13 protein-coding genes are annotated in these 14117 nt (G+C 70.8%); 7 read left to right on the top strand and 6 right to left on the bottom strand.

The window, feature by feature from the left end; all coding sequences use genetic code 11:
• The first annotated feature begins 13 nt into the window (after positions 1 to 13).
• The 6 genes from IB242_RS19560 (at position 14) to IB242_RS19585 (ending at position 6588) form a co-directional block, all read left to right on the top strand.
• Positions 14 to 1069, top strand: coding sequence for a LacI family DNA-binding transcriptional regulator (locus tag IB242_RS19560; RefSeq protein WP_192283483.1), 1056 nt, complete (start codon positions 14 to 16; stop codon positions 1067 to 1069).
• Positions 1070 to 1202: 133 nt separating this feature from the next.
• On the top strand, positions 1203 to 2051 hold the full coding sequence (gene kduI, locus IB242_RS19565) for a 5-dehydro-4-deoxy-D-glucuronate isomerase (protein ID WP_192283485.1): 849 nt from the start codon (positions 1203 to 1205) through the stop codon (positions 2049 to 2051).
• 67 nt (positions 2052 to 2118) lie between these two features.
• Complete coding sequence (kduD, locus tag IB242_RS19570) at positions 2119 to 2874, top strand: 2-dehydro-3-deoxy-D-gluconate 5-dehydrogenase KduD (protein ID WP_192283486.1); 756 nt, start codon at positions 2119 to 2121, stop codon at positions 2872 to 2874.
• A 173-nt stretch (positions 2875 to 3047) separates the two neighbouring features.
• On the top strand, positions 3048 to 3686 hold the full coding sequence (locus IB242_RS19575) for an RpiB/LacA/LacB family sugar-phosphate isomerase (RefSeq protein WP_192283488.1): 639 nt from the start codon (positions 3048 to 3050) through the stop codon (positions 3684 to 3686).
• Positions 3687 to 3797: 111 nt separating this feature from the next.
• On the top strand, positions 3798 to 4940 hold the full coding sequence (locus IB242_RS19580) for a GDSL-type esterase/lipase family protein (RefSeq protein WP_192283490.1): 1143 nt from the start codon (positions 3798 to 3800) through the stop codon (positions 4938 to 4940).
• Between the two features lie 337 nt (positions 4941 to 5277).
• A complete protein-coding gene (locus IB242_RS19585) occupies positions 5278 to 6588 on the top strand; it encodes a sigma-54 dependent transcriptional regulator (protein ID WP_192283492.1) in 1311 nt (436 codons plus the stop codon).
• A 168-nt stretch (positions 6589 to 6756) separates the two neighbouring features.
• Here the strand turns inward: IB242_RS19585 and IB242_RS19590 are convergent, their stop codons facing one another.
• The 6 genes from IB242_RS19590 to IB242_RS19615 all read right to left on the bottom strand — a co-directional run bounded on the left by IB242_RS19590 (position 6757) and on the right by IB242_RS19615 (position 12533).
• Positions 6757 to 8070: a transporter gene (locus tag IB242_RS19590; RefSeq protein WP_343237186.1), complete on the bottom strand. Its 1314-nt coding sequence runs from the start codon at positions 8068 to 8070 to the stop codon at positions 6757 to 6759.
• A gap of 80 nt (positions 8071 to 8150) precedes the next feature.
• The gene (locus tag IB242_RS19595) at positions 8151 to 8942 is read right to left on the bottom strand and encodes a hypothetical protein (RefSeq protein WP_192283494.1); all 792 of its coding nucleotides are present in this window, start codon (positions 8940 to 8942) and stop codon (positions 8151 to 8153) included.
• A 10-nt stretch (positions 8943 to 8952) separates the two neighbouring features.
• Positions 8953 to 9654 (bottom strand): C39 family peptidase, encoded by a 702-nt coding sequence (locus IB242_RS19600; RefSeq protein ID WP_192283496.1) that lies wholly within the window; start codon positions 9652 to 9654, stop codon positions 8953 to 8955.
• Between the two features lie 124 nt (positions 9655 to 9778).
• Positions 9779 to 11341 carry an adhesin gene (locus IB242_RS19605; RefSeq protein WP_192283498.1) on the bottom strand — a complete coding sequence of 521 codons (1563 nt, stop codon included), beginning with the start codon at positions 11339 to 11341 and terminating at the stop codon, positions 9779 to 9781.
• A gap of 44 nt (positions 11342 to 11385) precedes the next feature.
• On the bottom strand, positions 11386 to 12012 hold the full coding sequence (locus IB242_RS19610; RefSeq protein WP_343237183.1) for a hypothetical protein: 627 nt from the start codon (positions 12010 to 12012) through the stop codon (positions 11386 to 11388).
• Positions 12009 to 12533, bottom strand: a complete 525-nt coding sequence (locus tag IB242_RS19615) for a hypothetical protein (RefSeq protein WP_192283500.1) — start codon at positions 12531 to 12533, stop codon at positions 12009 to 12011. Before IB242_RS19615 ends, IB242_RS19610 begins: the two co-directional genes overlap by 4 nt.
• A gap of 387 nt (positions 12534 to 12920) precedes the next feature.
• Between IB242_RS19615 and IB242_RS19620 the strand changes: the two genes are divergently transcribed.
• The gene (locus tag IB242_RS19620) at positions 12921 to 14012 is read left to right on the top strand and encodes a PA0069 family radical SAM protein (RefSeq protein WP_225540890.1); all 1092 of its coding nucleotides are present in this window, start codon (positions 12921 to 12923) and stop codon (positions 14010 to 14012) included.
• The last annotated feature ends 105 nt before the right edge of the window (positions 14013 to 14117 follow it).

Raw genomic sequence — 14117 nt, forward strand, 5'->3', positions numbered from 1 at the left:
CGTGAACCCGAACATGCCCGTGCGCAAACCTTCCGAAAGCACCGCCACCGGGCTGGCCCCGGGCAAGACGGCGACGATCAACGACATCGCGCGCCTGGCCGGGGTTTCGAAGAAGACGGTTTCCCGCATCATCAACAACTCGCCGCTGGTCCGGAAGGACACCCGCGAGAAGGTCGAGACGCTGATGCGCGAGGTCGGCTACGTGCCCGATCCGCTGGCGCGCGGCCTGGCCTTCCGCCGCTCGTTCCTGATCGGCATGGTCTACGACAACCCGACCGCCCAGTACATCGTCGACATGCAGTACGGCGCGCTGGACGCGCTGCGCGAGTCGGGCTTCGAACTGGTGGTGCACCCCTGCGACACCCGCAGCCCGGGCTACATCGACGGCGTGCGCCGCTTCGTCCAGCAGCAGAAGCTGCACGGGGTGATGCTGGTGCCGCGCGCCTCGGAAGACCAGAACCTGGCCGACATGCTGGCCGAGATGAACTGCCGCTACACCCGCATCGTGCCGCTGGGCATCCACGACGACGATGCGCGCATGGTAGTCACACATGACCGCGACGGCGCCGCCGAGGCGGCCGACTACCTGCTGACCCTGGGCCACCGCGACATCGCCCTGATCACCGGTCCGCTCGCCTACCGCTCGGCGATCGAGCGCACCGAGGGCTTCGTCGACGCGCTGACCAGGCGCGGCATCGAGGTCCCCCGGGCGCGTGTGGTGGAAGCCGGCTACACGTTCGAATCCGGCGTGGCCGCGGCCGAGAAGCTGCTGGTCGGCAAGCAGCGCCCGACCGCGATCTTCTGCGGCAACGACGAGATGGCCGCCGGCGTCTACAAGGTGGCCATGCGCGCCGGGATCAGCATCCCGCGCGACCTGTCGGTGGTCGGGTTCGACGACAGCCCGCTGGCGGCGCGTCTGTGGCCGTCGCTGACCTCGGTCCGCCGCCATACCCGCGACACCGGCCGCATCGCCGCCGGCATGCTGATCCGCACCGACAACGCCCCGAGCCCGGTGGCCAGCGTGCGTCCGCACCTGATCGTCCGCGACTCCTGCCAGCCGCCCGCCTGACCCACCGTCCGAGCCCGCGCGCAGTGGGCCGGACATTATCGTGCAGCGCAAAATGACACCGGTTTCCGCGGTCCGGTAGAATGGCCCGCACAGGCGCGCGATCCCTCGCTGGACACCCCACCAGGAGCCGACCATGTACCAGAAGACCTACTACGCGACCCATCCCGGCGCGGTGCATGGCGCCAGCAACGACGCCCTGCGCGATCTGTACCTGATCGAGCAGCTGTTCGTCGCCGGCGAGATCCGCCTCAACTACACCCATTACGAGCGCTTCGTGATCGGCGGCGCCGCACCGGTCGATGCGCCGGTCGCGCTGCCGGCGCAGACCGAACCGGCCTCCGCCACGGGCAAGCCGTTCCTGGAACGCCGCGAGCTGGGCGTGATCAACGTCGGCGCCGGCAGCGGCACGGTCACCGTCGACGGCACCGTGCATGCGCTGGGCCCGAAGGACGGCCTGTACGTGGCGATGGGCAGCGCCGAGGTGGTGTTCGCCTCCGACGACGCGGCCAGCCCGGCGAAGTTCTACCTGACCTCGACCCCGGCGCATGCGCGCTTCGAGACGAAGCGGCTGTCGATCGCCGATGCGGTGGCGCTGGAGCGCGGCGCGCTGGAGACCAGCAACGAGCGCACCATCTACCAGTACATCGTGCCGGCGACCTGCCAGTCCTCGCAGCTGCTGCTGGGCCTGACCGTGCTCAAGCCGGGCAGCGTGTGGAACACCATGCCGCCGCACCTGCACGACCGCCGCAGCGAGGTCTACTTCTACTTCGACCTGGGCGGGAACGACCGCGTCTACCACTTCATGGGCGAGCCGGACCAGCAGCGCCACATCGTGGTGCGCAACGACGAGGCCGTGGTCTCGCCGCCGTGGTCGATCCACATGGGCTCGGGGACCAGCAACTACGCCTTCATCTGGGCGATGGGCGGCGAGAACCTCGACTACACCGACATGCACGTGCTGGACATCTGCCAGCTCAAGTGACCCGCACCGGCGCACCGCGCCGGCTTCTTAGAAAAAGCACCCGAACCATCGCAGGGAGAGGAACACCATGACGAATCCATTCAGTCTCGAAGGCAAGGTCGCGCTGGTCACCGGCGCCAACACCGGCCTCGGCCAGGGCATCGCGGTGGCACTGGCCGCCGCCGGCGCCGACATCGCCGGCGCGGGCATCGTCCCGGCCGACGAGACCGCCGAGAAGGTGCGTGCGCTGGGCCGCCGCTTCCTCAACATCGAAGCCAACCTGATCAGCATCGAGCCGGTCGACCGCGTGGTGAAGGAAACCATCGAGGGCCTGGGCCGTCTCGACATCCTGGTCAACAACGCCGGCCTGATCCGCCGCGCCGACGCGGTCGACTTCAGCGAGAAGGACTGGGACGACGTGATGAACGTCAACATCAAGTCCGCGTTCTTCATGTCGCAGGCCGTCGGCAGGCACTTCATCGCCCAGGGCAGCGGCAAGATCATCAACATCGCCTCGATGCTGTCGTTCCAGGGCGGCGTGCGCGTGCCGTCCTACACCGCGTCCAAGAGCGGCATCGCCGGCATCACCCGCCTGCTGGCCAACGAGTGGGCCGGCAAGGGCGTGACGATCAACGCGATCGCGCCGGGTTACATGGCCACCGACAACACCGCCCAGCTGCGTGCCGACGAGGACCGCAACAAGGCGATCCTGGACCGCATCCCGGCCGGTCGCTGGGGCAAGCCGGAAGACCTGGGCGGCACCGCCGTGTTCCTGGCCTCCAGCGCCTCGGACTACGTCAACGGCGCGATCATCCCGGTCGACGGCGGCTGGCTGGCGCGCTGACGCCGATGCCGCGGGCCGCATGAGCGGGCCGCGGCAGGTTCCACTCCGATCCAGCGCGTCCTCCGCCGGCGGCACCGATGCCATCGGCGGACCAGTACGCGGCGCGGGACGGCAGGGCGCGATCGCGCGCGCCGTCCCGGCATACTTTTCCAAACGAGCAAGAGAGTCCCCCGATGAAAATCGCTTTGATGCAGGAATTCAGCCAGGCCGCCAAGAACCCGGTCGTGCTGGAGCAGCTCAACACCGTCGCCGCCGCGCAGGGCCATGAGGTCTTCAACGTCGGCATGGACGGCGACAACGACCACCGCCTGACCTACATCCACCTCGGCATCTGCGCCTCGCTGCTGCTGAACGCCAAGGCCGTGGACTTCGTCGTCGCCGGCTGCGGCACCGGCCAGGGCGCGCTGATGTCGCTCAATGCCTGGCCGGGCGTGTACTGCGGCTACTGCATCGAGCCGACCGACGCCTTCCTGTTCGCCCAGGTCAACAACGGCAACGCGCTGTCGCTGCCGTTCGCCAAGGGCTACGGCTGGGGCGCGGAGATCAACATCCGCTACATCTTCGAGAAGGCGTTCGCCGGCGAGCGCGGCCAGGGCTACCCGGCCGAGCGCAAGGAATCGCAGATGACCAACGCCGGCATCCTGGCCCAGCTCAAGGCCGGCGCCTCGAAGGACTTCGTCGAAGGCCTGAAGTCGATCGACCAGGAGCTGGTGAAGCAGGCCGTCGGCGGCGAGCGCTTCCAGAAGGCGTTCTTCGACAACGCCAAGGACGAGGCGATCGTCGCCTACGTCAAGGGCGTGCTCGGCAAGTAAGTGCGGCAACGGGCGCCCCCGCGGCGCCCGGTTCCATCCGACGCGGCCCCGGCATGCCGGGCCGCGTCGTCGTTCGATTCCGATGCGACCAGACCCCGGGACCCGGCCGTCATGAACCGCCTGCTGCCCCTGCTGTTGCCGGCGCTGCTCGCGCTGGGCGCGATCTCCGATGCCGTTGCCAGGCCGGCCGCCGATGCGCGCCGCGTGCTGATCGCCGGCGATTCCACCGCCGCCACCTACGGCCCCGAACGCGCACCGCGCCAGGGCTGGGGCCAGCAGCTGCAGGGCTTCCTCGACCCGGCCGTGTGGGAGGTGCGCAACCACGCGATGGGCGGGCGCAGCGCGCGCAGCTTCATCGACGAAGGCCGCCTGGACACGCTGGCGAAGGAGCTGCGCCGCGGCGACGTGCTGCTGGTCCAGTTCGGCCACAACGACGCCAAGTACGAAGATCCGCGCCGCTACGACGAACCGGTCACCGCGTACCCGCAGTGGCTGATGCGCTACGTGACACTGGCGCGCGAACGCGGCGCCACGCCGGTCCTGATCACCCCGGTGTCGCGGCGCGTGTTCGACTTCGGCTCGCTGCTCGACACCCACACCCGCTACACCGATGCGGTGCGTGCGCTGGCGCAGCGCGAGCAGGTCGCGCTGATCGACCTCAACGCCAGCAGCACCGACTGGCTGCGCGCGCTCGGCGACGCCGCCTCGAAGCCCTACTTCGAGCATGTGCCCGAGCGTGGCATCGCCGACGACACCCACTTCAGCGGCGCCGGCGCGACCATGGTCGCCTGCCTGGTGGTGCGCGACTGGAAGACGCTGGATCCCGCCCTGGCCGCCACGGTCATCCGCGACACCGACTGCGGCGCGCCCGCCAGCGCGCGCAGCGACCAGGCCGCGCAGCCGCGCCCTTCGTCGGTGGTGCACGAAAGCACGCTGGCCCGGCAACAGCCCGGCCCGCACGGCGGCCCCGGCACCACCACCGCCTATCCGCTGTTCGCCGACGCCGAAGGCCTGTCGTTCGTGATGCGCAAGCGGGTGCTGCACAAGGGCGCCGGCATCGGCCTGCACCAGCACCACAAGGACGAGATCTACTACGTGCTCAGCGGCCAGGGCCGCTACGTGCTCGACGGCCAGGTGCACGATGTCGGCCCCGGCCACGCGATGCTGACCCGGCCGGGCAGCACCCACGCGATCGAGCAGACCGGCGAGGCCGACCTGGTCCTGCTGCTGGCCTATCCCGCCGCTGTCCGCTGAATCCGATCAGCTTGCTGAAGCGGGCGACTGTCCTGTCGCCCATGCCGCCGGCGTTTGTTCCCGTTGAACGGACCTGCATCCGCACGCCTGCGCGTCGATGCCCATCGGGGGAGCAGTCATGCTGTCGACACGATCCACATCGCCCACGCCGCCGCCTGCGGCCGGCCATCGTCCACGCGCCGCACGCCTGACCATCCGATGCTGACGGCCGATGCCGGCGGCAGCGACGGCCGCCGATGGCGGACGCTGCGCCAGGGCCACCCCGCGGGTCCGGATCGACCGACCATGCGCGCCCGGCGTGCGTCCACCCGCGCGGGATGAGGGCGAGGGCGAGACGATGGCGGCGACCACCGGAACACGACGCAACTGCCTGCTCTGGCTGGGCAGGCCGCAGCCGCGCGAACGCGAGGTGCTGGCCGCCGCCGGCTGGGACCTGCGGGTGATCGAGGATCCGCGCGGGGTCTGCATCGGCCTGCGTGGCGGCGACCGGGTCGCGGCCCTGGTCGATCTGCGCCAGGCCGATCCGGCCTGGCTGGACGCCGTGCACGAACTGCTGGTGCACCACGCCGAACTGCCGCACTGCGTGCTGGGCCCGGCGCCTGGTGGCGACCCGCTGCTGGACGGCCCCGGCACGCACGCGCTGTCCGCGCCGCTCGACCTCGGGCAGGCCACCGCCCTGCACCGCCTGCTGGATGCGCCGCTGCCGCGCGACGACGCCCTGGTCGGCGACAGCCCGGCGATGCTCGCGGTCCGCGCCAGCCTGCACCGCTACGCGCCGGTCGAGCTGCCGGTCCTGATCACCGGCGAAACCGGGACCGGCAAGGAACTGGCGGCCCAGGCGCTGCACGCGCTGTCGCCGCGCGCCGGGCGTCCGTTCATCGCGATCAACTGCGGGGCCCTGCCGGCCAATCTGGTCCAGGCCGAACTGTTCGGCCACGAGCGCGGCGCGTTCACCGGCGCCAGCGCGCGCAGGATCGGCCTGTTCGAAGCGGCCGACGGCGGCACCGTGTTCCTGGACGAGATCGGCGACCTGCCGGCCGATGCCCAGGTCAACCTGCTGCGCGTGCTGCAGGAAGGCACGATCGAGCGGATCGGCAGCCACCAGCCGATCGCGGTGGACGTGCGGGTTCTCGCCGCCACCCACGTCGACCTGGAACAGGCCGTCGCCGCCGGCCGCTTCCGCCAGGACCTGTACTACCGGCTGGATGTGCTGCGCCTGCCGATGCCGCCGCTGCGCGCGCGCGGCGACGACATCGTGCTGCTGGCCCGCCACTTCCTCGCCCAGTTCCGCGCACGCCACGCGGTCCGTGCGCGCGGATTCGATGTCGGCGCCTGCCGGCGGCTGCGCACGCACGCGTGGCCGGGCAACGTGCGCGAACTGCTGAACCGGGTCCGGCGCGCGGCGGTGACCTGCGATGGCGAGCTGATCGGCGCCGACGCGCTGGCACTGGACGCGGCCGAGGCGGCGCCGGCCAACGACGCACTGGACGCCGCCCGGCTGCAGGCCGAACGCGACGCCGTGCTCGCCGGCCTGCGCGAGAGCGGCTTCAATGTCAGCGCCTGCGCACGCCGGCTCAAGGTGTCGCGGGTGACGCTGTACCGGCTGTGCCGCAAGCATGGGCTGGAGCTGGAGGCGCTGCGCTCCTGAGGAGGCCGGTCGCACCGCGCGCGTGCGCCGGGGCTGACGTATCGCGCCGCTGGACGACGCCGTTTGCGCAGCGTGCGCCGTCGCCGCCGGGCGATGCGCAGGCACCGCGCGGCCGGTGGATCCGGGTCCGCCGGCGGCCGGCATGGGCGCGCGGACCGGCGGTCCGCGCTACAGCGAGTACGGCAGCTTGAAGCCCAGGCTGAAGTCCGGCGCATCCGGCGTCAGGCCGATCCCGAGCAGGCCGACCAGGGTCGACTTCGGGCTCAGCGCGTAGGTCACGCCGAGATTGAACATGGCCGCGTTGGCATCGCTGCCGATCACCTTGCTCCACGGACCGCCCGCATAGCGGGTGCGCGCGCGCGCGCTCATCCGGTCGCTCAGCGAGATGCTCAGGCTGGTGCGCTCGTTGAAGGCGAACGCGACGCCGGCACCGAAGTAGAACGAGCGGCCCAGGCGCACGTCGCCCGGATTGACCGTATCCGGGTTGTTGTCCAGATCGTCGAAGCTGCCCTTGAACGAGTGGGTGTAACCGATGTTGCCGAACAGGATCGCCGGGTCGGTGGTCTTGACCGCCGACAACCCCAGGCTGGCCTGCCAGACACCGTTGCCGGTGGGCTGCTCGTCGGGCACCGCGAAGCGGATGAAGTCGTCGTCGTCGCGCTCGAGCACCGTCCATGGAATGCCGTAGGGCTCGCGCCCGGTCGGTGCGGTCACGCCGAGGTTGAGCACGGTGTCCGGGCGCCAGCCGCGCTCGCCGAACAGCTTGTAGTTGGCGCTGACGGTGACATCGCCCAGGCCGGTGCCGCTGGTCTCCTCCTGCGCGATCGCCGCGGCCGACCCCCCGGCGCCGCCCTTCTGGTAGACGGTCTTGCGCGCGATGTAGGGCACGTCCAGGTTCAGGGTCAGGCGCGGGCCCAGGCCCCAGCGCGCGGCGGCGTTGTAGGTCGCGGTATCGGACTCGACGTTCTCGATCGCGATGTTGCCCAGGAAGATCGCATCCAGCGCCAGGAAGCCGTTGAGGCTGAGCTGCTTGCGGTCGTAGCGGTTGTAGGTCAGCCCGTTCTCCAGCACCAGGCGCTGCTGGAACAGGGTCCGGGTCTGCTCCTTGACGTCGGCGACGCTGCGGCTGATCGCCTCCTCGCGCGCCTGCTGCGCCTCGGCGGCCGTGCTGGCGTAGCCTTCGCTCCTGGGCGGCGACGGGGCCATGGCGTCGGCCTGCTGCGGCGGTTCGGCCGCGCTGCCCGGGGCGGCCAGGTCGGGGGCGATGCCGGCCGTGGCCGGCGTGGCCGCCTGGACCCGGCCGGCCAGCCGGGCCTGCAGCGCCTGCACCTGCATGTCCAGCTCGCGCAGGCGGCGCACCTCCTGCGCATAGCTCGACTTCAGCGCGGCCAGCTGCGCGCTGAGCTGCTGCAGATCGGCGGCGTCGGCCGGGTCGGGGGCCTGCTGGGCCAGCGCCGTCGGTGCCGCCAGCACCAGCAGCAGCGCGGCGACCAGCGGCGTGTGGACGCGTCCATGGACGCAATGCGAAGTCCTGTTCACCGGTTGTCTCCCCCGTGCTGCGCTCAGTAGCCGATCGCGATGCCGCGACCGAACGAAATGGCCTGGGCGACGTTCTGCCCGAGCGGCGCGCGGGCGCTGCCGCTGCCACGTACCAGGTCGATTTCCATCCAGTTGCTGGCCACATGCCCGTCGCCGCTGAGCTGGATGGTCTGGCCCAGCCCGCTGCGGCCGATCCACTGCTCGACCGCGCCATGGCCGTCGATCTGCAGCAGCACGCGCGCCGCGTTGTCCTGCAGCAGCGCGCTGGCCTGCATCCCCGGCGCCTGCACGCTGGCGCTCTGGCTGCTGACGGGCGCGGCATCGGCGATGACATCGGCATCGCCCTGCCCGCGCACGCTGACCCGGGCGATGTTGCTGGCGCGGTTGGCGTCGCCGGCCACCTGCACGCTCTGGACCAGGCCCGAGGCGTTGGCCAGCCCGCTGGCGTCGATGGTGCGCGCGCCGTCCGGCGCCGGCAGTGGCGCATCGGCCGCGGTGATGCTGACGTGCGGCTGGAACACCAGCTTCGGCGCACCCGGTGCGCTCACGTCCAGGCCCACGCTCATGCGGCTCTGCAGCAGCTGGCCGTTCTGCGCCTGCCAGCTCGACACCATGGTGACGCCGAACCAGGCGACCGCGTTGTCGCCGACGGTGTAGCGGCCGCGCATGCCGCCCAGTTCCTCATCGCTCAGTTCGGTCAGTCCCGCACCGGGGGGGGGAGGTGGTGCCGGCGCGGCGTCCTGCGCGAAGGCAGGCAGTGCGAGCGGGGCGGCGGCCAGGCCGATGGCCAGGCAGAGCGGGTGGCGGGTGTTCATGCGCAGGTCCTCAGAACAGGTCGGCATGGGTGAAGCCGAAGTCGATCAGCTCGGCATCGGTGATCGGGCCCTGCCGGGCATACAGCGCACGTGCGCTGGGTTTTCCGGTCGGTTGCAGCAGCACGGTGTTCTTGTCGAAGTCGCTGCCGATCACGATGAACACGGCGCGCGACGGCCAGGCCTCGAGGAATTCGGGCAGCGGGATCAGGCGGTTGCCCAGGATCGGGTCGCCGACCTCGACCAGGTCCTCGCGGACCTGCTTGAGCACCACGAAGTGGCGGAAGCCGCGCACGTCCATCAGCACCAGGCCGGGGACGCGCAGCGAGCGCAGCCGGTCCTCGTCGACGCGGTAGCCACGGCCGCGCATGCCCAGCGACTCGACGTAGCGCTTGATGTCCAGCAGCGAGAAGCCGCGCTCGCGCACCACGTCCGGATCGGCCAGGGTCAGCATGCCTTCGATCACCGTGTCCTCGTCCGCGTCCAGGTGATAGGCGTAACGCAGGATCGTGGCCAGGGAGGCCGCGCCGCAGCTGTAGTCGGTCTGCTGCCGCACCAGGTGGCGGAAGCGCGCCTCGTGCATGCTCTCGACCGGGCGGGTGTACAGCGCGCCGTTGGGCAGCACTCCGGAGAAGCCGATGTCGGCCGCGTGCAGCGGCGACGCGGCGAGCGCGCCCAGCACGAGCGGCAGCCACGACAGGACGGAACGACGCATGGCGGAACTCCACGGGGCACGGCAGGAGGGATGGAAGCCCCGTCCCGCGGGGGAGGCGGGACGGGGCGTTCCGTGAGTTCCCGGCCACGGCGGATGGCCGGGAGTCACCTTGTCGCGGCGGGTGTCACTCGCCGTTGCCACCACCGCCACCGCCGCCCGTGGAGGGCTGGGCGACGGCCAGCGCCAGGCTGTTGGCCTGCAGGTTGCCGGTACCGGCGGCGACGTTGACGCCGATGTTGCCGCTGGCTCCGGAGAAGGCGCCGCCGGACAGCGACGCGGAGTTGGTCGCCGCGGCCACCACCTCGGTGCTGCTGAACATCAGCGTGCCGCTCAGGCTGGCTTCCAGGTCGGCGGTGCCCATCTCGTCGAACGACAGCTCGCCTTCCTCGCCGGTATCGAACGCGATGCCGCCGATCGGGTCGCCGTCGGCGTTGTTGCCGCGCCACGGGTTGTCCTTGGCGTTCTGGATCTCGCCATCCATGTCGATGTGGCCGGTCGCGTCGCCGCTCGGATGGTCGAGGCCGCCGTCCCAGGTATCCAGGTAGAAGTTGTCCTGCTGGTAGGCCTCGCCGCGGCCGGAGTAGCTGCCGCTGCCGCTGGACGCGGTGGTACCGGTGATCGCGCCCTGCAGCGAGATCTCCACCGACTCCTGCACCTCGCGGGTCTTCGGCGCGTTGGCCACCGCGTTGCCCTGCGAGATCTGGTTGGAGCTGACGCTGGCCTGGGCGTAGGCGCTGGTGGCCACCGAGGCCGACAGCGCGTTCTTCTGCGCGTTGTTGTTGCCCGAGGCGACGTTGACGCCGATGTTGCCGGCCGCGTCGGAGAACGCGTTGCCCGACATCGCCGCGGCGTTGCTCGTGCCCTCGTTCATCGTCTGGTTGCCGCTGCCCTGCTGGTTGACGAAGACCTCGGCATCGGCGAGGCCGAACGAGAAGCTGGCGTCGGCGGCCGACAGCGCGGCGGCGTTGTCCTGCGCGTTGTTGTCGCCGGCGGCGACGTTGAACTGCAGGTTGCCCGACGCACCGCTGGCGGTGTCCTCGCTGATCGAGGCGTCGTTGCTCAGCTCGTCGTTCAGGCCCATGTTCCCGCTGACCGACTGGCGGTTGTCGATGACGGCGATGGCGGCCGAGTCGATCTCGATGTCGCCGCTCAGGGTCGGGTCGCCGCTGAAGGAGATGTCCGAACTCAGCGACAGGTCCTTCTCCAGGTTCACCGACACGCCATGCTCGTTGCGCTCGCGCCGCACGTCGGACTGGACGTTCTCGTACTCCTCGTAGGTCTTCAGGGTCTGGTCGACCCAGGTGTTGACCGTGGTGTTGGCTTCCTCGTTGATCGTGGTGTTCCACTCGAAGTTGTCGGTGTAGTTCACCGTCTCGGTCACGTCCGAGGTGTAGCTCTGGCTGACGCTGTTGTCGATCGTGTCGGTGTAGCTGGCGGTCTGGGTGACGCTCGTATCGACGTTGGTGTTGGTATTGGTATTCGTGTTGGTGTTGGTGTTGGTGTTGGTGGTCGTATTGGTGTTGGTGACGTTGGTTTCGTAATTGCGGGTGTCGTCGATGGTGATGTCGTGGTCGACGACCAGGATGTCCTCGACGGGATCGGCCGAGGGCGTCTCGGCATTGGCGACCGAGGCGGTGGCCGCGACGATCGCGGCGGCCAGCACGGTCCAGCTCATGGTCTTCTTCATGGTGTCCTCTCTCTCTTCATTCCGGTTTGATGGATGACCGCCCCTCACGGGCCGGGCGCCACGGACAGCAACACGCGGTTGTCCGTGGCGTTGGCCGATCCCGCGATCTGATTGAGCTGCAGCACGCCCTCGAACCCGCGCAGCGCGGTGGCCTCCACGGCCACGTTGCGGCTGGCGGTTCTCCCCGCCGGGATCGCTACGGTCTGTCGCTCCGCCGACGCGACGACGGCCACGGGTCGATGCCCCGCCTGCGTCCCGCGTGTGCTCCTTCCGGCCGCCTGCAGCACCACCGCGTTGAGTTCCGCGTTGGCGCTGCCGCTGGCCTGGTTGATCGATGCGATGCCACTGGCGCCGGCCAGGGCATGGCCGCCGATGCGCGCCTGCGCATGGGCGGATACGTCGTAGTGTTCGCCGCCGCGGCGCTGCAGCGCGTTCGCGGAGGCCAGCGCGTCGCGGCCCACCGCCAGGCTGCGCAGGTTGGCCTGCTGGTTGAGGTCGCCCGCCGCCTGGTTGGCGGCGATCGCGCCGCGCGCACCGGACAGCGCGTTGCCGTCGATCCGGCTGTCGGCCAGGTAGCCCAGCATCTGCGCGTAGTCGTCGCCGGCCAGCGCCGGTCCTGCGGCGCCAGCGGCCAGCAGGACGGCGGCCGCGACCAGGCCGCGCCCGGTCACCGGCCACCTCCCGGGGTGCCGGCGCCGGCGGCCGGCGCCGCGCCGAGCGGGAACTGCGCCAGGGCGCCGGTGATGCGGTCGCCAATGCCACGGGTGGCGCCGCCGACCGCGCCCATCGGCACGCCGATCGTCCGGCCCAGACCGCTGCCGGACAGTGCGCCGCCCTCGCCGGTCGCCCGGCCGAGCGTGCCCGCCAGCGCCTGCCCGGTCAGCCGGGCCGGCACGGCGGCATCGGTGTGATCGGAGGCCAGCTGCTGGCCGGACGACAGGGCCGCGAAGTCGTCGTCGGACAGTTCGCCCGTGCCCAGGCTCTGCGCCAGTTCGCGCCTGGGCGTGGGGTCGACGATCAGGGCGATGCCGGGTGGCGCCGGGCGATACGCCGGGCGGGCGTTCACGTCGCGCAGCAGGACCATCTCACCGTGGCGGGGCTGCACGCCGACGTGGGCATCGGCCGCCAGCGCGGCCAGCGGCGCGCCTGACAGGGCGAGCAGCAGGAGCTGGGTGGGGCGTGGGCTTGGCATGGTCGGGTCCCCGCGGTGATGGCGGGAACACCAGCGCAGATCGCGTGCCAATTCTTGAAACCCATTTTTTTCAATGACTTGCATTGCCGGCTGCGCAAGCGGGCGCGGGTGGGGTGTATCACCGGCTTGCCAGCGCGGAGGGCGTCAGCGGCCGCGCATGCCGCGCCAATGCTGGCTGCATGCCCCTGTTCCAGCGCTGATACACCGCTGGCACAGCGGTTACAGCAGCACGCGAACGGTCCGGTCGCGCCGCGCCGCCGCTCCTCGGGGCCGATCCCCTGTCGGGTTCAGGCCACACGTGGAGCATGGCTTGCCGCCCCCGCAATTAGCAAGAATACTAACGAAATGAACTCCCCCGAGGATTTACGCACCACACCGCATTTCGCGCTGCCCGATGCCGCGGGCCGGCCGCGCGTGCCGATCAAGGGCCGCGGCGCGGCATCGTCGGTGCCGGGCCGGTTCGCGGTGACCACGGCACTCGAGGTCGACGATGGCTGGGACGCCCAGGACGGCGAGGAGTTCGGCCCCTCCAGGCCGCGCACCGTGGTGAGCGCGGAAACCGCGCGCAGCATCATCAGCCGCAACAGTTCGCCGGACGTAGGGTTCTCGCAGTCGGTCAATCCCTATCGCGGCTGCGAGCATGGCTGCATCTACTGCTTCGCCAGGCCGTCGCATGCCTACTTGGACCTGTCGCCGGGGCTGGACTTCGAGACGCGGATCTTCGCCAAGCACAATGCGGCGGCCCTGCTGCGCGCCGAACTCGCGCGTCCGTCCTACGTGTGTTCGCCAATCGCGCTGGGCATCAACACCGACGCCTATCAGCCGGCGGAGCGACGGCTGGGGATCTCGCGCGCCTGCCTCGAGGTGCTGGCCGATGCGGGGCATCCGGTCAGCTTCGTCACCAAGGCGGCGCTGATCGAACGCGACATCGACGTGCTGGCGGCGATGGCACGGCGCCGCCTGGTCACCGTGCACTTCTCGGTGACCACGCTGGACAACCGGTTGGCGGCGAAGATGGAGCCGCGCGCGGCGGCCCCGCACGCGCGGCTGCGCGCGATGCGGGCGCTGCACGAGGCCGGCATTCCGGTGGGCGTGCTGGTGGCGCCGGTGATTCCGATGATCAACGACCGCGAACTCGAGCAGATCCTCGAAGCAGCCCGCGCGCACGGCGCACGCTCGGCCGGTTACGTGCTGCTGCGGCTGCCGCACGAACTGGCGCAGCTGTGGCGCGAATGGCTGGAGCTGCACTATCCGGACCGGGCCAGGCACGTCATGAGCCTGGTCCAGCAGATGCGCGGCGGCAGGGACTACGACGGCCGCTTCGGCGCGCGCATGGTCGGCGAGGGCCCGTTCTCGCAGCTGATCGCGCAGCGCTTCGCCGCGGCCCATCGCCGGTTCGGATTCGGCCGGATGCCGCGCCTGGACACCAGCCAGTTCGTCCCGCCGCGGCCGACGACACCGCAGCTCGATCTGTTCTGATCCTGCTGCGCGGTCCCTGCGTGATCTCGCATGGAAGTGGCCGCCGCACGCGCGCCCGGCGTGCAGTGCGTGAGGCGGCAGCGCCGCACGCCCGGTGCCGGCACC

It is taken from the genome of Xanthomonas sp. XNM01, from assembly GCF_014851915.1.
GTDB lineage: Bacteria > Pseudomonadota > Gammaproteobacteria > Xanthomonadales > Xanthomonadaceae > Pseudoxanthomonas.